Raw genomic sequence first — 22,433 nt, 5'->3', positions numbered from 1 at the left:
CGTGATCACCTACGACCGGCTTTTCGTCGGAGGTTCCTGGAGCGAGCCCAGCGACCCGAGTCCGCTCGCCATCGCTTCGCCCCACGACCGGTCGGTGATCGCCCGCGCCGTGCAGGCGCGACCGGCGGACATCGACCGCGCGGTCGCCGCAGCGCGGAAGTCCTTCGACGCGGGCGAATGGAGATCGACCCCGCCGGCGGAACGCATCGCGATGCTGCGCCGGTTCAACGCGCTGCGCGAGGAGAACGCGACGAAGATCGCACACCTGATCTCCCTGGAAACCGGCTCGGCCGGATGGTTCACCCGGGCCGGACAGTCCGGCCTGACCCGACAGGCGAACGCCTACCTGAAGGCGGCACAGGAGTTCGCCTGGGAGGAGACGTTCGTGCCCTCCGACCCGTCATCGCCGGTCCGCAGTGTGGTCCGCCGCGCGCCGGTCGGGGTCGTGGCGGCGGTGATCCCGTGGAACTCGCCGTTTTCCTCGGCCACTTCCAAGCTCATCCCGGCCCTGCTCGCCGGCAACTCCGTGGTGCTCAAGGTATCCCCGGAGAACTCGCCCAGCATGGGCTTCCTGGCCGAACTGCTGGAACGAACGGGCCTGCCGGAGGGTGTCGTCAGCGTCCTGCCCGCCGACCGGGAAACCAGCGAGTACCTGATCTCGCACCCGGACGTCGACAAGATCGCCTTCACGGGCTCGACGCGCGCGGGCCGCCGCATCGCCGCGATCGCGGGCGAGCAGCTCAAGCGGGTCAGTCTGGAACTGGGCGGCAAGTCCGCCGCGATCATCCTCCCCGACGCCGACATCGAAAAAGCGGTCGCGGGCGTGAAGTTCGGCTCCCTGCTCAACAACGGCGAGTCGTGCATCGCCCAGACCAGGATTCTCGCCCCGCGCGGCCGCTACGAGGAGGTGGTGGCGGCACTGGGCGAATTGGTGGAATCGCTAGTGGTCGGCGACCCGAACTCGCCCGAGACGTTCATCGGTCCGATGATCCGCCCCGACCAGCAGGAGCGGGTGCGGGGATACATTCGGCTCGGTCTCGAGGAAGGCGCCCGCCTGGTCACCGGCGGGCCGCAGATCCCGGAGGGCCTGGAGAAGGGCAACTACGTCACGCCGACCGTCTTCGCCGACGTCGACAACACCATGCGCATCGCGCGTGAGGAGATCTTCGGCCCGGTCCTGGTCGTCATCGCCTATGACGACGAGGAGGACGCCGTCCGCATCGCCAACGACTCCGAGTACGGACTCTCCGGCGGCGTGTGGTCCGCCGACGAGGCCCACGCCCTGGCGGTCGCCCGCCGTGTCCGTACCGGCACCGTCACCGTCAACGGCGCCTCCGTCGCCTTCGACGGCCCTTTCGGGGGCTTCAAGGCCAGCGGCATCGGCCGCGAGTACGGCGCGGTGGGCCTTGGTGCGTACACCGAGTACCAGACCATCACCATCTGACCCGACGGCATACCCGCCCGTCCGGCATCGTCACCGCCTTGACAGGTGACGCGACGGGGTCGCATGCTGATATCCGTCGCCCGAGGCGACGAGCGGGGCACTATCCACGGCAGAGGGAGTGGAGCAGCGTCATGAACGTGGAACCGACCATGAACGCCGAGGCCGAGGCACGACAGGCACGTTTCGGCAGGCTTCCTCGGCGCATCCGCTTCGAGAACATGAGCGAAGGGGTGGAGGTCACGCCGAGCGGCGTCGGCAACGCCTCCCACAACCCCGAGAAGTCGTGGACGTACCACTCGTGCCTGGCCCTCGACCTGGGGCTGTAGGCGGCGGTGCGTGCGGCCACGAACTCGGACCGAGCCTCCCGAGCGCCGACCGGGTCGGCGAACTCACCTGGGGCATGGGCGACTCGCCCGATCTCCCGATCGAGACCGGCACCGTCACGGACGTGGAGACGTGGAGACGTGGAACCCGGTGGCGCTCGTCGACACGGTCGTGTTCACCGACGGGGAGCCGCGGTTCCTCTTCTCGCTCGCATCCGAGCTCCGGATGGCGAACCGATGAGCGCGGCAGCCGAGACCCCGGAGTCCGCGTCCACTGCCCACCCCGTGCCGCAGTGCCGCGAACGCCGCATCGACATCGGTCGTGGCGGCACGCCGCCGATCCGGGAACGGGGTCCGCGTTCGGGGCCGACGGCCATCCACCACCACGGAACGCCGAGCAGCAGCGCTGCCGTTCCCGGCGGATGGCAGGGGCTGAACCGCGCGGGCGTACGTACGGGTGGTGACCTTCGACCGCCCGGGGTGCGTCCGCTCCGACGGGCGACCGGGGCGCACGGTGGGCGACGCCGCCCGATGGACGGAGCAGGTCGCCGACGCGTGCGGCATCGGCCGATTCGCGGTCATGGGCGTCTCGGGCGGCGGACCCCACGCACTGGCCGCCGCGGCGCCGTGGGCGACCGGGTCGACGCACTGTGCGTCAGCGTGGGCATCGGCCCGGTGGAGGCCGCCGGCTCTCGTTCAGCCGACCGGTCGGCCGTCCTCGGTCACGGCGACCACGAACCAGTCGGCGGGAAGCAGGACGGGGCTGAGGTCCGGATGGCGCTCGCTCATCACGAGGTCGGTCCGGCCCCGGTCGAGGATCTCCAGTCCGGCGCCGTGCAGCAGGTCGGGCAATTCCCCCGGCGCGACCTCGGCCGGGCGCAGGTTGTGCTTGCGGACCTGGCGCAGCTTCTCCGGTGTCCCACCGGGCCGTTCGGCGACCTGCCGGAGCACCTCCTTCGCGGCGGCGGTCGGCTCGATCACGAAGCCCCGTCCGCGTCTACCGAGCAGCAGGGCGACGGCGGCCGCGACGGGTGCCCGATCGACCGGATCGCTCTGGTGGAGCACGGCCCGCAGGTAGACGTTCGCCTCGCCGAGCCGGTCGCCGAGCCCCCGCACCCGTGCCAGGTCGGTGAGATCCAGTTGTTCGAACTCGGCCACCGCGTCGTGGTCCGCGCGCCGGGCGTGTGCCACGGCCGAGGGGGACAGGTCCACGCCCACCGCACGAGGGAACCGCCCGGCCAGGTACCGGGTTTGGGTGCCGTTGCCGCAGCCGAGGTCGACGATCGGCAGCGTCGGATCGACGTGGGCCGCGAGCAACTCGGTGTGCGGAGCCGCCGTCAGCGCCGCGTCCGCGTCCCAGAACGCCGCACCCGGCTCGCCGGTGTTCTCGGCCCAGAACCCTTCCCACGCGCGCATGTAGCCTTCCGAAGTGCCCATCGGCAGATCTCTCCCGTGTTCGTGGCAGTGCGTACAGCCTCCGTACCGGCACGCGCACCGACCCAAACCACACGTTCGTTGCGATTGGCTCCCCGCAGGCACGGGAGGGCGATGGTCCGCGGTCGGATCCCGGTGTGGCGCCGGACGAGATCGGTCAACCGAGTACCGGGCCGGGTGGGGGCGTCCGTGGGCAGCGGTGGAGGCAGGTCGACGCCGTGGCGGGTCGGCAGGGCGCGCCAGGCGGCTCGGCCTCGGCCTCGGTCCGGGGTCATGAATCCGCCGGGACGGTTCGCGTTCGTCCCCGGCACGCGCAGCCCCCCGTCGGGATGGGGCAGCAGATCGAGACGCACCACATGGCCGCGGTGGTCGCGGGCCGCCTCGATCTCCTCGCGCAGGGGTTCGACCACGGTGAGCACGCGGCGCAGGGGGCGGGGCGTCGTTGCGGACATGGTGCCGTTCTCCTGACCTTCGTGGGCCGGGGTGCCGAGGACGGGTGTCTGTCGCCGGGCCGGGTGGCGCCTCGTGACGCCGGCCGTCGTCGTGCCCTCGAAGGCGCAGGTTCGGGTGGGGGCACGGATGTGGACCCGCGCACGCGTGGGTGCTCGGCCGGAAGCCGCCGACACCGTCAACCGCCCAGCGGCTCACACAGTGGGTCTGCACATGCGTGGGTGATCCCGTGCGGCGAACGGTCGTGTTCGGTGCGTTCGATGGAACTCCATGCCGAGAAGCTGGGGTTCACCTCGGTGATCACAGGACCGTCCGGACCTTCGAGCAGATCCGGGGACGCGACGTCGAGACCGGGGACCCCGGTCGCCCGGAGCGCCGACTCTTCTGCCCGGGGGAGGAGTTCGGCTGCCGCCCAGCCGTGTGGATGGAGCGGGTGACGGGTGTTGCCGTCGGGCGCGGTGTTCACGTGGTGGTAGCAGGCCACGACCCGCGATCCGATCACCACGATCCGCAGATCGCGGCCGGGGTCGGCGATGTGGCGCTGTACACACAGCGCCTGGTGGCATTGCAGCAGGTGGCCGACGAGAATGCCCGTTCGGGTGCCGAGCGCGCCGGGGTGCGGGCTGTCGGGGCCTGCCGCTCGCAGGCGCAGAATGTCGACCGACGCGTGGCCGTGGGGCGGCTCGACCACGACGTCCTGCCACTGCGAGAGGCAGGCGTCCACACGACGACTCGACGACTCCGGTAGGGCGCACGAAGCGCACACGGATCACCACACGGGTGCGCGCCGCCGCACGCGCCGCCCACGCGGGCGCGAGCAAAACCCGGACGAACGACCGCCGTTGTGACCTCGGGCCACCCGGTGGCCGGCGGACGCGCCCCCACCGGCCGGAGCGCCGAATCGATCGTCGAAGTGCAACGGGAACCGGCAACTCCTCCTCGTCGACGCCAACGTCGCGCACGCCGGCGCGTCCGCCGACGTCGACATACGCGGACGCGGCGGTCGTTCACGGCCGCCGCGTCCGGTCTCGTCGCCTCTAGGTCACACGGTCGGGCACGTGGCTCCCGGCAGGGTCAGCGCCACCCGTGCGTGCGAAACCACGACGCTCACGCCGGACAGCAGGGTGATCCGCAGCGCGTTGACCGTGATTCCCCGACCACCGGGGTCGACCACCCGCTCGTTCACGCGCACCGTCGCCACCAGCGGGATCGTGATGTCCACATTGACGTTCGGGTTCACCACCGGCACCCCGGCCACCCTCAGATTGGCCAACGTGACCGAACCGCTCGGTGTGGCACCGCCGTTGGCGTCACCCTGCACGGTGGCTACCGCCTCGACGACATCCGCGGTGACGAGTCCGCCGAGCAGGTTCACCCCGGCCGTCTCGGCGCGCGCGTTCGCCCGTTGCAGGCCATTCGCGTCGATCGTGCCCTCCGCGTGGGTGGTGACCACGCCCGCGTTGCCGACGGTGCCGAGCGATACCGTCGCGACGTTGTCGGTGTCGACCGCCGCGACGTTCGAGCACGTCACGTCGGACGCGGCGATCGGGCCGATGTTTCCGAGCGGCGACTTCAGCGCGGCTCCGTACGCGTGCGCGTCGAATCGCATCGTGTCGAACACGACGCTCGCGCACCCGGGCAGGCTCACCCCGACGACGTTCGTGAAACCGGCCGCGCAGTTCGTGTACGTCCCGCGCGCCGCCGAGGTCACCTGGACCTGTGCCGTGCAGGACCCCTGACCCGCGATCAGGTTGCCGGACACGTCGACCGTGCCCCCGCCCGCCGGCGCGACGACCGAACCGGCATCGCACGTCGTGGTGGTCACCCCGGTCGCCTTGAGCCCGGCCGGCAGCGTGTCGGAGAACGACCAACCGGGCTTGGCGCCCAGCTCGTTCGTGTTCGTGATCGTGAAGGTCAGGGTCGAGGTGCCACCGGTGAGCACCGGCGTCGGCGCGAAGCCGATGTCGACCTGCGGGCTCGCGTCGACGAGCCTGACGTTGTCGAAGGCCACGTCGTTGCCGGTGCCGCTCGGCTGCTCGTTCACCAACCGGATGCCGGCCCGGTCGCCGGAGAACAGCACGGCGCCGTTGCTGACGAAGGTGCCGACCTTGGCACCGCCGATCGTCGTCGTGGCATCCACGCACGCCTCGATCGGGCGCGTGAACGCGGGCGTGGCCACGTTGCCGTCGAGCAGGTAGAAGCTGAACTCGGAATGGTTGGCGAAGCAGTTGACCTCGGCGATGTCGACCGAGAACGCGATGAAGCGCCGACCGGCGGGCAACGGAATCGGCGTCACCGTCTCCAACTGCACCTTGCCGGCACCGGGATTGCCCGCGGTGTACGCCGTCACGGCGTGGTTCGTGGTCGAGGAACCGCCCGACCACTGACCGAGTACGCCCGCGAGGTTCTTGACCTGGGCCCAATCGCCCGGGACACATCCGCTGCCGACGGGCGGCGTGGTCGACGCGGCCGGCGACGTGACCCAGCCGTTGCACGCGGTCAACCAGGCCGGATCGGCGGTGTACGTCTCGCCCACCGGCGGACCGCCGGTGTAGTTCGTGAGCAGGGTCGGCGTCGCACCCTGGCCGTTCTCGAAGCCCTCGGCGAAGATCGCCGCGGGTGCCTGCGGTACACCCGGTGTCCCGGGTGCGGCCTGCGCGGTGCCGACGGCCGACGGTGCGGTCAGACCCGCGACCGCCACCGCGATGGATATACCGACGCCGGTGAAGCGTCCGGTGCGCCGCCTTCTCATCGTGAACATGACGAAACCCCCTACGTCGTAAGGTGCCCGGCCCCACGTCCCACCGTGCGAGGCAGGCCGCGGACGGCGAGGCCGGAACCCTCGTGGACACCACGAGCCGTCCGGCGCATCGCCTCGAACAGCAGAGCACCCACAACCCCGAACACACGGCCGATCGGCGGCCAAACCACACCTACAGGTGAGGTCGGCGCGCGCCGGCGCACACAGCGCCGCCGTACCCGCCTGCGGCGCGCCGGGAGCAGCGTGGTGATCGTGTCCGTCCGCGAACCGTACTCACCCGATAGCGGCACCGCCGGGGCGACTTCGTCCCGGCGTCCCGGCCGACCGGGGGGATCCGTCGGTGGACGGAGGTCGGCAATTGCGTCTTCGCCGGGCCCGAGACCCGCCACCGCAGGTGCCATTCGTCCTGGGACACGACGGTGAACTCCTGGTCGTAGAAGTCCGCCGCGCAGGGGTGGCGGGTATTCCAGCGGCCGGTACGCAGGTCGAGGTCGTGGAACGGCCCGCCGTCGGCGCGCGGCACGAGCCGCGGGTCGTCCGGAATCCGGCTGCGCCCTGGCCCGCACTCGCACAACGCGTCGCCGTGGACGGGGCAGTGGCGGCCGATGTCCCATTCGAGCCTCCGCCCGACCAACGCCTACGACCGACGCCCCGACTCGCCACGACCGTCTGCCGGTTGGCCCGGGGAACGGTCCGGCGCCCGGCGTCGCCCCGACCGGTGCCCCCCGAAACCGGCCCTCCCGACGCAACCGTGAAACCCCGGCGGCCCGCGGTCGCCACGATCGACGACCACTTGTACATGACGACACGCGAAGGACCCGCGGGCGTTGCCCGCGGGTCCTTCCGATTCGCCCGGCGTATCCGTCGGCGGACGGTCGCGTGGACGTGCTTCGGGACCTATACGTAGGCCCACCACACCCAGCCCTTGACCCCACTGGCGTTGTGCTTCACGTAGTACCACCAGTTCGCCTCGCCGGCGTTCTTCTGGCAGTACACCGTGACGGTGGCGCCCTTCTGCAGCAGTCGGTACACCGTGGAGTTGGTGTTCGGCTTGGCACGCAGGCGAACATTGCTGCCGGAAATCTTCGCCGTTTGGTCCCGGAAGTCGGTGTCGCACGACGGGTGCGATGCGGCCGACGCCCCGGGAGCCACCGCCACCGCGCCGCCGGTCAGAAGCACCCCGGACGCGACCGCCACACCTACTCGCCGTCGCAGCTTCGCGGACTGCCACCGGAAACCGCGTTCTGACGTAACGGATCTCATCAATCCCCGTTCCTGCCCGCACATGGCGCGGACACGCTGGGTCGGCGACACATCGGCCACCGCGTGATCACGGTCGGCGGATCACGCTAACGGCCCACCCCACGACCAGCTATCCGGATCACGCGCGCGGTCGCGGACACCCGGTGGCGATCGACCGGTCCGCGTCGCCCATGTGACCACGACGATATAGGGAGGTATGGCGATAGATCCGTAAAACTCCCTGAATGGGTAGAGGAGAGGGAGTCACGAGAAAGAAGGACGCCATGGCGCGGCACGCGAAAATCGCGAAGGGTGATCGGGTGAGTTGGCGCAGTCACGGAAGTACCGCCATCGGCATCGTCAAACGCAAGCTCACCCGACGGACACGCGCGGCCGGGCGAACGGTTGACGCCTCGCCGCAGCAGCCGCAGTACGAGGTCGAAAGCGAGAAGTCCGGTGGCACGGCCGTCCACAAGCCCCAGGCCCTGAGGCGGGCGAAGCGCAAAGGAAAGAACTGATGGCCGAACGATCGGACAGCGACCGCGAGGACACCCTGCGAGACTTCCACGACGCGGTCAACATGACCGCGTCGGAGTTGGAGCATTGGCTCACCACCGACGAGTCCCGCCGAGCCGGGCAACACACGAACGGCGGAGAGAGCACCGGGCACGCGTCCGGTCGCCGCATCGTGGCCCTGCTGCGCGCCAAGAAATCCGAACTCGACGCCGGCGACCTCGGACACATGCGCAAGGTCACCGGCTACGTCCACAGACACCTGGCCCAACGCCCCACCGGCGGCACCACCGCGACCACCTGGCGATACTCGCTGATGAACTGGGGCCACGACCCCGAGAAGTGACGCGGGGTGAAACGTTGCGACCCCGGCTGCGGCACCGCGATCCGCGGCCGGTTCGGGCAACACCGGAACCCTGTGGTCCCTGTCCGACGAACGACCGGCCACCGCCACGTTCACCGACGGGCCCGAATCCGGCCGGCAACAGGCGAACTTCGCCCAGCCCGTCCCGGTCACCGCCGAATCACCGCCACCTTCGACCGGGAGGTGCAACCCTCCTCCATCCACGATTGCTGCGCGCCCTCGCACGCCGACCAGCGTAGGCGCGGCATGACGTCGGCTGCGGCTCGACTGTGCGGGGTGACGACCGCCTTTCGACCCGGGCGTCCCGGCGGCGGCGAGCGGTTTGCCGGCCGCGGAGCGCCACGTCGGGAGGGCTTGCGGATGGGGGTGGACGAAATGCATTGCCGTGCGGTCACCGAAGTCGGGATGCTGACGACCGTGACCACCGCCCACGACTCCACCGATGCCGCCGTCGTCGTGCCCGTGCGGGTGCGCGACCTCCTGCCCCGGGACCTGCCCGCCTGCACCTGGTCGGGCTCGGCCACCCACCTGCGGCACGTGGAACGAGCGTTGGCGCGTAGGGCGATCGGCGAAGTCGACTACCTGGCCGTGTGCACCCCGGTGGACCTGCCCGTCGCGATCGGCGGCATCGACTACCGGACCCGCCGAGACGCCGGAACCCTGTGGCAGCTCGCCGTGCACCCGGCCCTTCGTTCCTGCGGTCTGGGAACCCTGCTCGTCCGCGCCGCCGAACGCAGGATCAGCGAACGAGGCCTGCACATCGTCGAACTCGCGGTGGAGGAGGACAATCCCCGCGCCCGCGCCCTGTACGAACGCCTGGGCTACGCCGCCTACGGCCGCGCACCCGACGCGTGGGACGAGGAGGGCCCCGACGGGTCGACCCGTCGCTACGAGACGATCTGCGTCCTCATGCGAAGAGATCTTCGAATGCTCGCACCGACGACGGGACCGGCGTGGGCGAGGTCGAGTGTCCGGACCACCGGGACCGAGCCGCGCCGGTAGGCGAGGTACAGCGCGGTGGTGGCGAGGTCCGCAAACCCGGCTGCCGAGCGATGCCCGGCGGCTGATCCCGGTTGCGGAGTAGGTGGCCACGCGAGCGAGAATGCCTGCGTGAGCGAAAAGATGGATGAGGTGGGCGAAGCGATCGCCGCGGAACTGCGTCTGATGGACCCCGACGTGCGGGCGTCCCGCTCGCTTGCCCTGCCGCTGCTGGACCCGGACTTCGTCGAGGTCGGCGCTTCCGGACGGCGATGGACGTACGAAGAGATGCTTGCCGAGTTGCCCCGGATGAACGGGGCGGCGGAACGCGGTCCGCGCTACGAACCCTCGAACTTCGTCGGCGCGCTACTGGCCCCTGGACTCGTGCATCTCACCTACGACACCACGTTCGATGGAAGCCGGGCACGACGGAGCTCGCTCTGGCGCAAGCAGGGCGCAGCCGGGGTATGGCGGATGTACTACCACCAGGCAACGCCCATCCCGCCCGGCAGCGGTCTGTGATCGGGAATATCGGACGCTGACGGCCCGCAGGGGGCCTGCTCCGAGTCGGCGGTGAAGACCCACACCAAACGACACGCTGCCGCCTGGGGTGACCACGACGTCTTGATCCCGCGCCGTGCCCCGGGTCGCGCCCAGCCCCCGTGCGGTCCGATCGGGCCAGCAGGTCCGCGTGGTTGCGCACCATGAGCCATTCGCCGTTGAGGCGCCGGGCGGTGCGTGACGGCTGCCCCGTCACCGGCGGCCGACGACACGGTGCACACGCGGAACGGTGCCGCGCGCCCCGGGGACGTGGCGGCGGGCGGCGGCCCGCGGTGGAAGGCCGCGCTCGTGACGCGGTCGTCGCCGTGGTGTTCGGCACGCTGATGACGTACGTGACGCTGCCCCTCGTCGGGCGTGCATTGCGGCTCCGCTCGGTGGCGGAAAGCGGCCCCGGGCGCGCGGACACTCCACGGCGACGGGCGCCGGGCATCGACGGTCACACCGACCTCCGCCGTGACCGTCGCAGGGATCACGTCCGAACGGTTCGGACGTCGCCAGCGTGGTTCGGCACTGGATCCCGGGCGCTGAACCGGCCGGAACGTCGGTGATGTGAGCACCACTTCGTGACCCGCCACCCGCGACCCCCGGATCGGTCGAGGCGGTCATCGCGCGGTGCGGCGGCCGTCGGCTGCGTGGTGTGTGCCGCGGAACCCCGCGACCCGCTTCCCGAGGGGACGAACCCGGGACAACGGGTCGGGACGTACGCCAGACTTTCCCATGGCTCGGCCCCGGGACGACCGTCCCGGGAAACGATGTTCGAGTAGGGAATACTCATGAACATACCTTGGCCAAGGCACCACCGAGCGACCCTCCCGACAATCCTGGCGCTGCTGCTCGCGTTAGTCGTGGCCGCGCCGGGGACGTCCCGCGCGGCCGCGGATTCCGGCGACACCGGTGCCATCGGCGACCCGGCCGCCTGCCCGTGCACATTGTGGCCGTCGACCATCGGGCCCACGTTCGGGCCGGATCCGGACACCGCCGCCACCGAACTCGGTGTCAAGTTCCAAGCGGACCGGGCCGGTTACATCCTCGGCGTCCGCTTTTGGAAGGACGTCGCCAACACCGGCACGCACACCGGCACCCTGTGGTCCGAGGCCGGCGTACAACTGGCCACGGCCACCTTCATCAGCGAGTCCGAGTCGGGCTGGCAGCAGGTGAACTTCGCCCAGCCCGTCGCGGTCACCGCCGGCACCACGTACGTGGCCTCGTACCACGCGCCCAACGGCAGGTACAGCAACGACCAGAACGGCCTGACCGCCGCCCGCGTCCGCGGCCCGCTGACCGCGCCCGCGAGCGAGGCGGTCGGCGGCAACGGCGTCTATGTCTACGGGAGCGGGTTCCCGAACTCCACCTGGAACGACAGCAATTACTGGGTCGAACCGGTTTTCGGCACCACCGACACCCGCGGCCCCGCGCCGAAGGTCCTCGACTTCTTCCCGAAGGGCGATCGGGAGGTGCCGGTCGACACCGTGTTCACCATCACCTTCGACCGAGAGGTGCAGCCCGGCACCATCCATTGGGGGGTCTACCGGGGCGAGACCGACAACTACCGCGGCACCACGACCTACGACCCCACGACCGGCGTCTCCACCTTTGTTCTCGACTACGCGCTGGAGCGCGCCAAGTCCTACACCGTCGATGTGGTCGGTGTGAAAACCCTCGACGGCGCCCTGCTGTCCGAGGTGAGGTGGAGCGTCACGACGGTCGGCAGCGAGTCCCGCCTCTGAAGCGGCCCCGCACCGTCCCGTTCGCGCATGTACCCGCGTCCCGCCGGTCGTAGGTGACGGGCGATCGGCGCGCCGCGATCCACGCCGACGCCACCCGAGTGGCCGCCGTCCGGCCCCGCGACGGGCCCGGACGGCGAGCCGCCGATCAGCGTCGCCACCCGAGCGTGCGCATCGCCTCGGCGACCTCGCCGGCCGCCGGGGGACGCGAGGAAGGCCACGACGTCGGCGATGTCCTCGGGTCGGCCCAGTCGGCCCAGTGGGGTGCGGGCGACGAGTGCCTCGGTCGGTGCGCCGGCGGCCGCGAAGCCGTCGGTGTCGGTCGGTCCCGGCAGGACGCTGTCGACGGTGATCGGACGGACTTCCGAGCTCGTGTGACGCGCGGCGCGCCGACGAAAGGGAGAAAGGCCACCAGAGCCCGACGTTCGGCATTCCCACCCCCGTCCACCACCGGCCCCAGGCACGAACTCCAGTCGTGCTACTGGTAGTTTCCGGCGACCATTCTCAGCGAGGGGGAAACGTGCGCGGCGTACGTCCATGCCTGACAGCCGTCCTGGCGGCGGTGTTCGCGATCGCGGGGTGCGGCGCGAACGACTCCGCCGGCGTCCCATGGGCCGAGGACGACGCCAGAGCCTCCATTCCCCGAACGGCGCCCCCGTCCACGTCGGCTCCGACGGCATCCAAAGGCCCCGTCGGCGAGGCCGGCAACGGTACCTCTCCCGGGACCTCGGCGGTGTCGGACCGGTTCGACTCCACGCGCGACGCGGACGCCGACATCAGTACCGCCCTCGCGACCGCCGCACAAAGTGATCGCGCTGTGCTGATCGACTTCGGTGCCAACTGGTGTCCGGACTGTCGGGTCCTGCACCACCTGTTTCGATCCCCACAGGTGGCACCGCTCCTGGCGAGGAACTACGTCGTCGTCCGCGTCGACGTCGGCGAGTTCGACCACAATCTCGATGTCGCCGCCCGCTACATCGACCTCACGACAAGCGGAATCCCCGCGTTGGCCGTACTCGCGCCCGACGGCAGCGTACGCACCGCCACCAACGACGGGTCGTTGGCCAACGCCCGCGATCTCGACCCGGGACAGGTCGCCGAATTCCTGACCCGCTGGGCGCCGGGCGACGCGGGGCGGAAATGAGAACCCACCGGCGCCGGCGGCGGTCCGCCCCGGCGTGGTCATGCTCATGGGCGTGGGTGGCGGCGACGGTCGTGGCGCTCGGCGGATGCGGATCGACGCGGGAAACCGCCTCCGCCCCTGCCCCGCCCACGGCAAGTGTCACCGCGAGCGGGGTCACCGTCACCGCAGTGCTTCGATTGCCACACGACGGCCGACGCGAACTCGAGGTGACGTTCGCCCCCCAACCGGGCTTCCACATCTACGGCGTCGATCTCCCCGAGGGAGGAGTCGACGGTCTGGGCATCCCCACCCGCATCGGAGTCCGCGGCGACCTCGCCGCCGACGGCACGCCCGCGACCGGGAGTTCGACGCGGCTCCTGAGGCTGACGGGTCTCGCCACCGAACTTCCGGTCTACCCGGACGGTCCGGTCATGTTCACCCTGCCGGTGCGCCGAACGGGCGGCCACCGTGCCGAGGTGGTCGTCACCTACGGCGCGTGCAGCGCAAACGCGTGCCTGAAGCCGGAGGTGGACAAGGCGATCCCCCTCGACCTCCGCTGACGCGAACCGCCGTGCGAGCGGGCGGCGTTCCCGGGCCGAGGGCGGCCAAGCACGGCTGTCCGCCCTACCCGGACCGGACTCACGCCGAGGTCGAGCCACTGCCCGGCTTCGAAGAGTTCCGTGCTCCATCGAGCCGTTCGGCTTCAACGCGCTTGCGCGACGCTCACGAAACGTCGTGGGACGGACGGTTCTCGTGGCGACCCACCGGCGAGCCGCGCCGGGCCCGGCCGGGCCGCGAGTTCGCCCCGCTCCTGGGTCGTCTTCGAAATCCCACCGGGAACCACCCGCCAAGCCGCGGCGCCGCGTGCCGCCGCGCCCGAGCACGCACGCCTCCGGTCCCACCCGATCGATCCCGACGAACTCACTGGAACCTCCCGACCGGCGTATGCGCGGCTCCACGACACCACGTCCGGCGGGCGATGGGCGTGAGATGCCGGGTCGCTCGGCTCACCGGTCGGCCCGTGGAAAGCGGGCCGGAAGGAGAAGACGCACACACCAGACCCGGACGGAGGGGGAGCCGTGCACCCGATGCCAAGGACATGGTCAGCTGCGGCGGTCCGGGAGGCGTAGCCGGACCTGCCAGCCGCCGTCTCCGGATGGTCCCGACTCCAGACTGCCGCCCAGCAGTTCGGCGCGCTCGCGGAGGCCGATGAGGCCCTGGTGCGCGCCGGGCAGCGCGAGGGCGGGGCGGGCCGGGGGGTCGTTGGTGACGGTGACACCGTATGCCGGGCCGTCGTGCCAGAGCTCGACCCTCGCGGCGGCGCCGGGGGCGTGCTTGCGCACATTGGTCAACGCCTCCTGGACGGTCCGGTAGAGGGCGCGCTGGGCCGGGGCGGGGACAACATCCACGGCCGGGAGTTCGCCGGTCAGCCCGACGTCCAAGCCGCTGCCGTGGACGAGGCGGCGGAGGTCGGCGAGGGTGGGCTGCGGGGCAAGCTCCGTGGTGTCGCCGCTGGAGGCGCGGAGCAGGGTGACCATGGTGCGGAGCTCATCGAGGGTTTCGACGCTGAGCGTGCGGATCGTACGGGCTGCCTCGTGGACCTCGTCGCCGGCGGTGGCGACCTGGAGCGCTCCCGCCTGTACGGCGATGAGGCTCACCTGGTGCGAGACGACGTCGTGCATCTCCCGGGCCAGCTGGGCTCGTTCGCGGGCGAGGACGCCCTGCGCGTGCAGTTCCCGCTCGTGCTCCCTGGCCGCCTCGGTCTCGGTCAGCTGCAGCCGCAGGTCCTGCCGGGTCTGGAGGAGCCGGCCCAGCAGCACGGGGGCGGAGGCCAACGCGAACGTGTAGACGAAGGTGACCAGCGTCCAGGTGTGCTCCTCGCCCGCGAAGTCCGTCAGCGGCCAGGGGGCGGCGGTGGCGAGCGCAAAGAGGGTCATGTACAGGGCGAGCAGCCGCCGGTCGCGGGTGCGTGCGGAGAGGGTGTAAAGCGCGGCGACCGGCGCGACGAGGACGTCCTGGACGAGGGAGCCGGGAAGGCAGAGCAGGAAGACGGATAGGGGGAAGCGGCGGCGCAGGGGCAGCGCCGCGCAGGTGAGAGCGCCGAGGACGAGTCCGAACGGGGTGTCGTCCTCCAGGTTGAGCCAGAGGTCGAACCCGGCGAGGACGACCAGGCCGGCGTCGACGAGCGGGACGGGGATCCTGTTCATCGCCGCTCCAGCAGCCCCGCCCGCTGCGCGAGCAGCGCCGCCTGGACGCGGCCGCCGACCCGCAGCTTGGTGAGGATCGCGCTGACGTGGTCCTTGACCGTCCCGCCGCCCAGATGGAGCCGGTCCCCGATCTCGGCGTTCGAGAGCCCCTCGGCGACCAGCACGAGCACGTCCCGTTCCCGCTCGGAGAGCCGCCCGACCCGGGCGGTCCCCTCGTCGGCTTCCGCCGTGCCGGGGTGGCTGCCGAGCAGGGAACGGGTCGCCTTCGGCGACATCACCACGCCGCCCCCGGCGAGTGTCCGCACCGCCTGCGCGAGCAGGTCGGGATCGGTGTCCTTGAGCAGGAAGCCGGCGGCCCCGGCGTCGAGGGCGGTCAGGACATACTCGTCGGTATCGAAAGTCGTCAGCATGGCGATGGCGGGCCGCCGCGGGGCGGGTAGCGCACGCAACTCGCGCAGGACGGTGAGGCCGTCCACGTCCGGCATGCGGATATCGAGGAGGACGACGTCGGGCTCGTGCTCCCGTACGACGGCGATGGCCTCGCCGCCGGTGGCGGTGGCGACGACCTCGATGTCCTCGGCGGCGTTGAGGATGAGCCGGAAGCCGGAGCGCACGAGCGCCTCGTCGTCGACCACCACGGCTCGGATCATGTACATGGTCCCCTCTGCATCGTCACATCCCGACCCTACGGCTCGTATGTCCCGGTCGGTCGCACGGGCGAAGGATTCCCGCCGACCGGGGGAGGCGTCCCCGCCGATCGGCAGGTACCGGGCACCGGCAGTGGAGCGGGAGGGTGGGGCCATGACCGACCGAACCCTCGCTCGTCGCCCTTTTGCCTCCGTCCTCGTGGCCGCCGCCCTGCTGGTCGTGGGCTGCGCCCCGTCCTCGTTCGCCGGGGTGCGGCAGCCCGCCGAGGGCCCCCTCGCGGTGATCTACGACGGCCCGCAGGGTTGCCCCGACTGCGCGCCGGCGATAGCCAAGGTGCTGCGCGAGGCGCCGCAGCACTACCGGGTCAAGTATGTGAAGGCCGCGCCGAAGGCTTCCGACCTCGCCGAGGCGAAGCTGTACGTGCAACCGGGGGGCGGCTCCGACCTGGAGCGGACCTGGCGGGACCTGAAGAGCTCCGCCGAGGTCGTCCGTACGTGGGTCCGGGAGGGCGGCAGCTATCTGGGACTGTGCTTCGGCGCCTACCTGGCGGGCGCCAACCCGGGCTTCGGCCTGCTCCCCGGCGACACCAACGGGTATATCGACTCCCCGGGCACCACCGTCCCCGACGCGCGCGACACCGTGGTGCGGGTGAAGTGGAAGGGCAAGCCTCGGCACATGTACTTCCAGGACGGGCCCGCCTTCTTCCTGAACAAGGGCGCCGAGGCCGACGTCCTGGCGACCTACCCCAACGGAGACGCCGCCGTCGTCGTGGCCCCGTACGGCAAGGGCCGGGTCGGCGTGAGCGGCCCCCACCCGGAGGCCGGCGAGTCCTGGTACGCGGAGAAGGGACTCCACAACCCCGATGGCATCCGCTTCGACCTGGCCTACGAGCTGATCGAAGCAACCGCCGGACGACGGTGAGACCGTTGCGATACGTGCGACCCGTCCGGGTCGAGATCGGCGGGCCCTGGCGTCCGGTACTCCCGCGACCGTGACCGATCAGATGATCGGACGGTTGGTAACCGTGGTCCGAGCCCTTCGCGGGGAACACCTCTCACCTCACCGGGACGCCTCCGAGCTCCTGCACAGACCGAGGACCCCGCGGACGGCCGGACGGCCGGGGTCACGAACGACCGATCGGATGACGGGCCTTTACAGCGGCAGGACCACCAGGGCGGTGTCGTCGGTGGCGCCGTCGGAAGGGAGGAGGTCGGCGAGGAGCGCGTCGGCCAGGGGTTCGGGGTCGAGGGTGCGGTGGCCGGTGAGGGAGTGGGCGAGGCGGGCCACGGACGTGTCGATGTCTTCGTCACGGCGTTCGATCAGGCCGTCGGTGTACAGGATCAGGGTTGCGCCGGTGTGGTATTCGAGCGCCGCTTGGGGGCGGGGGAGGTGTTCGGGGTGGGCGCCGAGCGGGGGGTCGGTGGCCCGGTCGAGGAGGGTGACCCCTCCGTCGGGGGCGAGGAGGGCGGGAGGCAGGTGTCCCGCGCTGCTGTAGTGGAGGTCGTGGCGTGCGGGGTCGACGATCACCGCGACGGCGGTCGCGGCTTCGGCACCGGGTATCGAGCGTGCGTGCAGCCCGAGCGCCTCCAGGGCTTGGGCGGGGCCGTCGGCGATGCGCAGGGTCGCGGTCAGAGCGCTGCGGAGCTGGCCCATGACGGCTGCGGCCTCGAGGCCGTGTCCGACCACGTCGCCGACCGCGACGGCGGTGCGTCCCTCGGGCAGGTCCACCAGGTCGTACCAGTCGCCGCAGACGTTCAGCGCCCCCTGCGCGGGCCGGTAGCGTACCGCCGCGGCGTGGGGGCCGGCGTGCGGCGACGGTGACGGCGCGGGCAGCATCGCGCTCTGCAGGACGAGGGCCACTTCGCGTTCGCGTGCGTAGGCGCTGCGGAGGCGTTCGTTGACGTCCTGGAGTTCGCGCGCGTGGTTGTACAGTTCCGCCTCCATGAAGTTCGCGCGCTCGGCGGGGCATTCGTTCTTGGCGCGCAGGAGTTCGGTGACTTCCTCGACGCGGTTCAGGACCCATCGCACCCGGCCGTCGGGGCCGAGGACGGGGACGTTGAGAACGCTCCAATACCGCTCGTCCCACACGCCGGGCTCGTCGGATCGCTGGGTGTCGTAGCGCTGTACGGCCATCGTGTCGCGCTGCCCGCCGGCCGCCCGGCGCAGTGAGGCGGCGAGGCGGTGTGTTCCGAGCGCGTCCTTGCGCCGGGGGTTGTCGGGGAACGCCTCGAAGATGTACCGGCCGACGACTTGTTCGCGTCGGCGTCCCGCCAGGCGCAGGTACCTGGGATTCGCCTCCACATAGATCAGGTCCGGCGTGAGCAGCGCCACCCCGGCCGGCAGCGCCTCGAACACCGCTCGGAAATCCACCGGCGATGGGGGCTGCTCGTCGTGCACGGGCGTTGCCCCGCCCGAACCCGGATCGTCCGTCGAACGTAGGTCGCCCGTCGGTTCGGGTCCTGGTGCCGTCGAACCGGAAGGCGCCGCGGAAGCATCGAACGGCCCCGGGTCGGAAACGATGTCCGGGTGATCACGGCGGGGCGGCATCCCTTGTATCTGTGCCTGTGTCCGTGGGAGGGCCTGCTCGCCCGTCGGACCGTCGGTGCTGCCGTGGCTCCGATGGCCTGCCGATGTGCTCATGGCCACCCTTTCGTCCGGTGAAGCCCCGAGCCCGCTCGCCATTCCACCGTACGCGTGCGGGACGCGGCGTTCGACGGTTCGTGACCGGATCCGCCAGGGCGCTCGGCCTGCGGTATTCCCGCGTCGTCCCCCCTGTACCGAGGGCACCTGGAGCGGGGTTACACGCACACTGGAATGAGGCAGGAGGTTGGAGGAGGCCATCCCGGCTTCATCCGCCGTGATGGCCCGGGAAGTCCACCGTTGACCCACCGCTGAGAGGGCGTTGCCGACTGTGACAGAGCAAGTCTTGGCCTCCGCCGGGGTGGCGATGGTCGCCGTCTACGTGGTGGACGAGGAGGCGCACGGGCTGCGCCTGACCGAGACGGTCGGAGAGCGTTCCGGCGCCGCGTACGGACTGTGGCCGTGGTACGCGCTGTCCGGGGGGTCGCCCATCGCCGACGCGTTCCGCGCGGGTCGGCCGCTGTGGCTGTCCTCGGACGAGATCGCGGCTTCGGACGGCGATGCGATCGTGTCCGCTGCCGGCGCCTCGCTGGGCGCGTTGCCCCTCGACGTGGACGGCAGGCGCCTGGGGTGCCTGGTCGTGGTGGACGGCACGGGTGACGGCTTCGACGCCCGGCGTCGCGGCCTCTTGGAGCTGTACGCGGGCCAGGTCGCCTTGCGTGTCGAAGCGGGGTGCCCGGCGAGCGGAGGCTTCGAATCCGGCGGAGCCCTCGCCGGTGCGTCGGGCGGCGGGACCGAGCACGGTCGAGTACGACCCGACCTGTCGAGCGGCCTCCCGGGCGTGGCAGCCGCGGGTGGAGTCGTCCACGACGCGGACGCGAACGCGGCGGTCGGCCGAAGACGGTCGGAGAAGCGACTCGCCTCGGCTGCGGATGGCGGCCGCGCCGGGTCGTTCACCCTGGTCCTGAGTACGGGGCGGATCCAGGCGGACGAGCACGTGCTGGACCTGGTCGGTATCGCTCCCGACGACTTCGACGGTCGGGTGGAGACTTTGTTGGCGCACACCGTCCCGGAAGATCTGCCCGCACTCATGTCGGTCGTCGAGCCGGGGCACGCGATGCCGGGCGGTCGGGAGTTGGAGTATCGCATCCGCCGGTCCACGGGCGAACTGCGGTGGTTGTGGCTGCGCTGTCGGGTGCTGCTGGACTCCTCGGGCCAGCCGGAAAGGCTGCTGGGCGTGCTCGTCGATGCCTCCCACCGGCGGTCGAGCACCGATGAGGTCTCCATGGTGCAGCGGCTGTCCGCCCTGCTGGCGACCGCTCTTGCCGTGCGGGATGTCGGTCGGAGCCTGGTGAGCGCGCTTCGGGAGCCGCTGGGGGCGGACCGGCTGGCGCTGTCGCAGCTGCACGGTGGCCGGCTGGTGGTCACCGTGCTGGACCCGCCGGAGCCGACGGCGTGGCCGGAGAACTGGCGCGGCGAGTGGCCGCTGGAGCGGCCCGACACGCTGACCGGTGCCCTGCCGACGTTGACGGCCGCGCTCCGTGACGGCACCACATGCCTGTGGGAGACCAGTACCGGCCTCGAGCCCGGCCTCGACGAACTCGGTCGTGGTGGTCTCGCCGTACTGCCGTTGCCGTACGGCAACCGAGTGGTCGGCCTGTGCCTGCTGGGCTGGGACAAGCCGCATCGGTTCGGCACGGAGGAGCGCTCCCTGTTGACCGCCACCGCGGGTCTGGTGGGGCAGGCCCTCGTACGCGCCCGGGCGTTCGATGCCGAGCACGAGCTCGCCGCGATGCTCCAGCGCAGCCTGTTGCCCCGCAAGCTCCCGTCGCTGCCCGGCTGCGTGACCGTCGCGCGCTATCTGCCGGCGACCGCGGGCCTCGCGGTGGGTGGCGACTGGTACGACGTCATTCCGCTGTCGGACCGGTTCGTCGCGCTGGTCATCGGCGACGTGCAGGGGCACAGCGCCGAAGCCGCCACGGTGATGGGCCAGATTCGCACCGCGATCCGTGCCTACGCGGTCGAAGGCCACCCGCCCGACGTGGTCGTCTCGCACACGAACCGCCTGCTGGTCGGCATGGAGACCGACGTCTTCGCCACCTGCTGCTATGTGGCTCTGGACACGGAGGAGGGCGACGCCTGGTTCGTGCGGGCCGGGCACATGCTGCCGGTCGTGCGCGAGCCGGACGGCACGACCCGGGAGGTGGAGACCGAGGGCGGGCCCCCGCTCGGGGTGCTCCCGGACGCGGAGTTCCCGCTGACCATGGCTCCGCTGTCCCCGGGGTCGGTGCTTACGCTGCTCACCGACGGTCTGGTCGAGTCCGCCAAGCTCCTGCTGGAGGACGGTGTCCGGCGGGTCCGCGAAACGCTCTCGGCGGCGGATCCGTCCGACGTGGACCGGATGGCCGACGAGCTGATCCGCGGCGCCGAGGCCCGCGACGACGACGTGGCGCTGTTGCTCATGCGTTACGACGGGCTGACCGCGCGTCCGCGGCGCGCCGGCTGGGCGGTGTGGCGGCTACCCGACGCGGTCATGCACGCGCGCCGCTTCACCGCGCGCACGATGCGTGCCTGGCAGGTGACCGAGGAGACCGACGCGATCCTGCTCATCGTTTCCGAACTGGTCACCAACGCCATCGCGCACACGCAGGGCGAGGTACGCCTCGACCTCACGCTCGCGGGCGATCGTTTCCGGGTCGCGGTGAGCGACTCCTCGCCGCGTACACCCGTCAAGCCGGCCAGCGTCGACTGGGAGGTGACGGGGGGTCGGGGTTTGTTGCTGGTCGAGGCGATGTCGGAGACATGGGGCTCGGTGCCGCTGAGCGGCGGCAAGCAGGTATGGGGGGAGGTACTGCTTTCGCCGCAGGGGGTGTGAGGCGCGACGGATTCGAACGGCCTGCCACAGCGCGGCGGAGTAGGGTCGGATCAGGTGTCCTGATGTTCCTCCGGATGGCTGCCATGATTCGACGACCCGACCCCGCGGGAGGCGCCGTCGGGCGTGCCGTCCTGGCTGCCGCGGTGGCGTCCCTCGTCGCCGGTGTGGTCGCGTGCGGCGCGTTGCAACCCGCCGCGACACCCGGTGGCGGTGAGCCGAACACGAAGGGCTTCTCCATCGGCCTGCTGCTTCCCGACACCCACACCGCGCGCTGGGCCGCCTCCGACAAGCCCCTGATCCAGGCGAAGGTGGGGCAGCTGTGCCCCGACTGTGTGGTCAAATACGCCAACGCCTCGGGGGATGTGGCCACCCAGCAGCAGCAGATGGATTCCATGATCGCCAACGGGGTACGAGCGATGATCCTCGACCCGGTCGACTACAAGGCGCTGCGCCCCTCGATCACACGGGCGCATGACGCGGGCATCCCCGTGGTCTCGTACGACCGCCTCGCGGAAGGTCCCATCTCGGCGTACTCCGGCTACGACTCGGAGCAAATCGGCAGGCTCCAGGCCGAGGCACTGCTCACGGCGATGGGGCACGGGACGCACGAACCGCGGATCGTGATGATGAACGGCGACCCCACCGACCCGAACACCGCAGCGCTGAAGAGGGGTGCGCTCTCCGCCTTCGAGGGCAGGGCGAAGATCGTCAAGTCGTACTACACCGGCGGGTGGATACCGCAGAACGCCTTCACCAACATGTCCGCCGCCATCGCCGATGTGGGCCCGGACCGTCTCGACGGCGTCTACTCGGCCAACGACGGCCTCGCCTTCGGCGTCCTCACCGCCCTCAAGGCCGCCGGCGTCAAGCCGCTGCCCCCCGTCACGGGCCAGGACGCCAACCGCGAAGCCGTGCAGCGGATCGTCGAGGGCCGGCAGTACGTCACGGTCTACAAGTCCTTCGTCTCCGAAGCCGGGGCCGCCGTCGAGATGGCACTCGCCCTGGGCCGCGGCGCGCCCATCGACGCCATCGCGAAGGACCGCGTCGGCAACGACACCAGCGACGCGATACCCGCCGTTCTGGGTCCCCTGACGCCCGTGACCGTCGACACCATCGAGAGCACCCTCGTCAAGGACGGCGTGTACACGATCGCGCAGATCTGCACCCCGGATCTCCGGGCCGCCTGCCAAAAGGCGGGACTCACCA

The 22,433-nt window shown here is 71.1% G+C and carries 22 protein-coding genes and 1 pseudogene; 14 read left to right on the top strand and 9 right to left on the bottom strand.

Annotated elements, in window-relative coordinates; all coding sequences use genetic code 11:
- The first annotated feature begins 1 nt into the window (after position 1).
- From EMA17_RS26495 to EMA17_RS56060, 3 genes and pseudogenes are all read left to right on the top strand, one after another.
- The gene (locus EMA17_RS26495) at positions 2-1,444 is read left to right on the top strand and encodes an aldehyde dehydrogenase (RefSeq protein WP_126639652.1); all 1,443 of its coding nucleotides are present in this window, start codon (positions 2-4) and stop codon (positions 1,442-1,444) included.
- A 131-nt stretch (positions 1,445-1,575) separates the two neighbouring features.
- The gene (locus EMA17_RS26490) at positions 1,576-1,770 is read left to right on the top strand and encodes a hypothetical protein (protein WP_126639651.1); all 195 of its coding nucleotides are present in this window, start codon (positions 1,576-1,578) and stop codon (positions 1,768-1,770) included.
- Positions 1,771-2,224: 454 nt separating this feature from the next.
- Positions 2,225-2,380, top strand: a pseudogene (locus EMA17_RS56060) (alpha/beta fold hydrolase); the annotation flags it as partial.
- Between the two features lie 83 nt (positions 2,381-2,463).
- Here the strand turns inward: EMA17_RS56060 and EMA17_RS26485 are convergent.
- The 5 genes from EMA17_RS26485 to EMA17_RS26465 form a co-directional block, all read right to left on the bottom strand.
- Complete coding sequence (locus EMA17_RS26485; RefSeq protein ID WP_126639650.1) at positions 2,464-3,204, bottom strand: class I SAM-dependent methyltransferase; 741 nt, start codon at positions 3,202-3,204, stop codon at positions 2,464-2,466.
- Between the two features lie 625 nt (positions 3,205-3,829).
- Positions 3,830-4,375, bottom strand: coding sequence for an ATP-grasp domain-containing protein (locus tag EMA17_RS26480; RefSeq protein WP_160161568.1), 546 nt, complete (start codon positions 4,373-4,375; stop codon positions 3,830-3,832).
- 318 nt (positions 4,376-4,693) lie between these two features.
- The gene (locus EMA17_RS26475; RefSeq protein ID WP_126639648.1) at positions 4,694-6,412 is read right to left on the bottom strand and encodes a choice-of-anchor P family protein; all 1,719 of its coding nucleotides are present in this window, start codon (positions 6,410-6,412) and stop codon (positions 4,694-4,696) included.
- A 172-nt stretch (positions 6,413-6,584) separates the two neighbouring features.
- Positions 6,585-6,935 carry a DUF6314 family protein gene (locus EMA17_RS55780; RefSeq protein ID WP_307721562.1) on the bottom strand — a complete coding sequence of 117 codons (351 nt, stop codon included), beginning with the start codon at positions 6,933-6,935 and terminating at the stop codon, positions 6,585-6,587.
- Between the two features lie 374 nt (positions 6,936-7,309).
- Positions 7,310-7,609 (bottom strand): SH3 domain-containing protein, encoded by a 300-nt coding sequence (locus tag EMA17_RS26465; protein ID WP_160161567.1) that lies wholly within the window; start codon positions 7,607-7,609, stop codon positions 7,310-7,312.
- A 329-nt stretch (positions 7,610-7,938) separates the two neighbouring features.
- Between EMA17_RS26465 and EMA17_RS26460 the strand changes: the two genes are divergently transcribed.
- The 6 genes from EMA17_RS26460 to EMA17_RS26435 all read left to right on the top strand — a co-directional run bounded on the left by EMA17_RS26460 (position 7,939) and on the right by EMA17_RS26435 (position 11,797).
- A complete protein-coding gene (locus EMA17_RS26460; RefSeq protein ID WP_126639646.1) occupies positions 7,939-8,172 on the top strand; it encodes a hypervirulence associated TUDOR domain-containing protein in 234 nt (77 codons plus the stop codon).
- Positions 8,172-8,513: a DUF3140 domain-containing protein gene (locus EMA17_RS26455; RefSeq protein ID WP_126639645.1), complete on the top strand. Its 342-nt coding sequence runs from the start codon at positions 8,172-8,174 to the stop codon at positions 8,511-8,513. The genes EMA17_RS26460 and EMA17_RS26455 overlap by 1 nt, the downstream gene beginning before the upstream one ends.
- Before the next feature lie 70 nt (positions 8,514-8,583).
- The gene (locus EMA17_RS56055; protein WP_126639838.1) at positions 8,584-8,781 is read left to right on the top strand and encodes a DUF4082 domain-containing protein; all 198 of its coding nucleotides are present in this window, start codon (positions 8,584-8,586) and stop codon (positions 8,779-8,781) included.
- Positions 8,782-8,936: 155 nt separating this feature from the next.
- Complete coding sequence (locus EMA17_RS26445) at positions 8,937-9,533, top strand: GNAT family N-acetyltransferase (protein WP_126639644.1); 597 nt, start codon at positions 8,937-8,939, stop codon at positions 9,531-9,533.
- A gap of 120 nt (positions 9,534-9,653) precedes the next feature.
- Entirely contained in the window at positions 9,654-10,031 is a 378-nt protein-coding gene (locus tag EMA17_RS26440; RefSeq protein ID WP_126639837.1) for a nuclear transport factor 2 family protein, read from the top strand.
- An 812-nt stretch (positions 10,032-10,843) separates the two neighbouring features.
- Positions 10,844-11,797 carry a DUF4082 domain-containing protein gene (locus EMA17_RS26435; protein ID WP_126639643.1) on the top strand — a complete coding sequence of 318 codons (954 nt, stop codon included), beginning with the start codon at positions 10,844-10,846 and terminating at the stop codon, positions 11,795-11,797.
- Here the strand turns inward: EMA17_RS26435 and EMA17_RS53380 are convergent.
- Positions 11,698-12,333: an SDR family oxidoreductase gene (locus EMA17_RS53380; protein WP_246126908.1), complete on the bottom strand. Its 636-nt coding sequence runs from the start codon at positions 12,331-12,333 to the stop codon at positions 11,698-11,700. The genes EMA17_RS26435 and EMA17_RS53380 overlap by 100 nt on opposite strands.
- 194 nt (positions 12,334-12,527) lie before the next feature.
- On the opposite strand from EMA17_RS53380, the gene EMA17_RS51970 reads away from it, so the two are divergent.
- Together EMA17_RS51970 and EMA17_RS26420 are read left to right on the top strand one after the other, a co-directional pair.
- On the top strand, positions 12,528-12,938 hold the full coding sequence (locus EMA17_RS51970; RefSeq protein ID WP_160161566.1) for a thioredoxin family protein: 411 nt from the start codon (positions 12,528-12,530) through the stop codon (positions 12,936-12,938).
- A gap of 167 nt (positions 12,939-13,105) precedes the next feature.
- Entirely contained in the window at positions 13,106-13,477 is a 372-nt protein-coding gene (locus EMA17_RS26420) for a hypothetical protein (protein ID WP_126639641.1), read from the top strand.
- Positions 13,478-14,020: 543 nt separating this feature from the next.
- Here the strand turns inward: EMA17_RS26420 and EMA17_RS26415 are convergent.
- Positions 14,021-15,124 (bottom strand): sensor histidine kinase, encoded by a 1,104-nt coding sequence (locus EMA17_RS26415; RefSeq protein WP_126639640.1) that lies wholly within the window; start codon positions 15,122-15,124, stop codon positions 14,021-14,023.
- Positions 15,121-15,774, bottom strand: coding sequence for a response regulator (locus tag EMA17_RS26410; protein WP_126639639.1), 654 nt, complete (start codon positions 15,772-15,774; stop codon positions 15,121-15,123). The genes EMA17_RS26415 and EMA17_RS26410 overlap by 4 nt, the downstream gene beginning before the upstream one ends.
- Before the next feature lie 151 nt (positions 15,775-15,925).
- Here EMA17_RS26410 and EMA17_RS26405 point away from each other — a divergent pair, with 151 nt between their 5' ends.
- On the top strand, positions 15,926-16,693 hold the full coding sequence (locus tag EMA17_RS26405) for a BPL-N domain-containing protein (RefSeq protein ID WP_126639638.1): 768 nt from the start codon (positions 15,926-15,928) through the stop codon (positions 16,691-16,693).
- 231 nt (positions 16,694-16,924) lie between these two features.
- Here the strand turns inward: EMA17_RS26405 and EMA17_RS26400 are convergent, their stop codons facing one another.
- On the bottom strand, positions 16,925-18,169 hold the full coding sequence (locus EMA17_RS26400) for a PP2C family protein-serine/threonine phosphatase (protein WP_246126907.1): 1,245 nt from the start codon (positions 18,167-18,169) through the stop codon (positions 16,925-16,927).
- A 505-nt stretch (positions 18,170-18,674) separates the two neighbouring features.
- Between EMA17_RS26400 and EMA17_RS26395 the strand changes: the two genes are divergently transcribed.
- Both EMA17_RS26395 and EMA17_RS26390 read left to right on the top strand, forming a co-directional pair.
- Positions 18,675-21,227 carry a SpoIIE family protein phosphatase gene (locus tag EMA17_RS26395; RefSeq protein ID WP_281290540.1) on the top strand — a complete coding sequence of 851 codons (2,553 nt, stop codon included), beginning with the start codon at positions 18,675-18,677 and terminating at the stop codon, positions 21,225-21,227.
- A 74-nt stretch (positions 21,228-21,301) separates the two neighbouring features.
- On the top strand, positions 21,302-22,433 hold a 1,132-nt coding region (locus EMA17_RS26390), incomplete at its 3' end, for a substrate-binding domain-containing protein (RefSeq protein ID WP_246126906.1).

Source organism: Embleya hyalina (assembly GCF_003967355.1).
GTDB classification, from domain to species: Bacteria; Actinomycetota; Actinomycetes; order Streptomycetales; family Streptomycetaceae; genus Embleya; species Embleya hyalina.
The sequence above is the reverse complement of the archived record's forward strand: the minus strand, read 5'-3'. Positions and strand labels throughout refer to the sequence as shown.

Coding starts and splice junctions, on each gene's coding strand:
- EMA17_RS26490 (WP_126639651.1), top strand. CDS start 1,576: ATGAACGTGGAACCGACCATGAACGCCGAGGCCGAGGCACGACAGGCA.
- EMA17_RS26485 (WP_126639650.1), bottom strand. CDS start 3,204: ATGGGCACTTCGGAAGGCTACATGCGCGCGTGGGAAGGGTTCTGGGCC.
- EMA17_RS26475 (WP_126639648.1), bottom strand. CDS start 6,412: ATGTTCACGATGAGAAGGCGGCGCACCGGACGCTTCACCGGCGTCGGT.
- EMA17_RS26460 (WP_126639646.1), top strand. CDS start 7,939: ATGGCGCGGCACGCGAAAATCGCGAAGGGTGATCGGGTGAGTTGGCGC.
- EMA17_RS26455 (WP_126639645.1), top strand. CDS start 8,172: ATGGCCGAACGATCGGACAGCGACCGCGAGGACACCCTGCGAGACTTC.
- EMA17_RS26445 (WP_126639644.1), top strand. CDS start 8,937: ATGCTGACGACCGTGACCACCGCCCACGACTCCACCGATGCCGCCGTC.
- EMA17_RS26440 (WP_126639837.1), top strand. CDS start 9,654: ATGGATGAGGTGGGCGAAGCGATCGCCGCGGAACTGCGTCTGATGGAC.
- EMA17_RS26435 (WP_126639643.1), top strand. CDS start 10,844: ATGAACATACCTTGGCCAAGGCACCACCGAGCGACCCTCCCGACAATC.
- EMA17_RS53380 (WP_246126908.1), bottom strand. CDS start 12,333: ATGGACGTACGCCGCGCACGTTTCCCCCTCGCTGAGAATGGTCGCCGG.
- EMA17_RS26415 (WP_126639640.1), bottom strand. CDS start 15,124: ATGAACAGGATCCCCGTCCCGCTCGTCGACGCCGGCCTGGTCGTCCTC.
- EMA17_RS26410 (WP_126639639.1), bottom strand. CDS start 15,774: ATGATCCGAGCCGTGGTGGTCGACGACGAGGCGCTCGTGCGCTCCGGC.
- EMA17_RS26405 (WP_126639638.1), top strand. CDS start 15,926: ATGACCGACCGAACCCTCGCTCGTCGCCCTTTTGCCTCCGTCCTCGTG.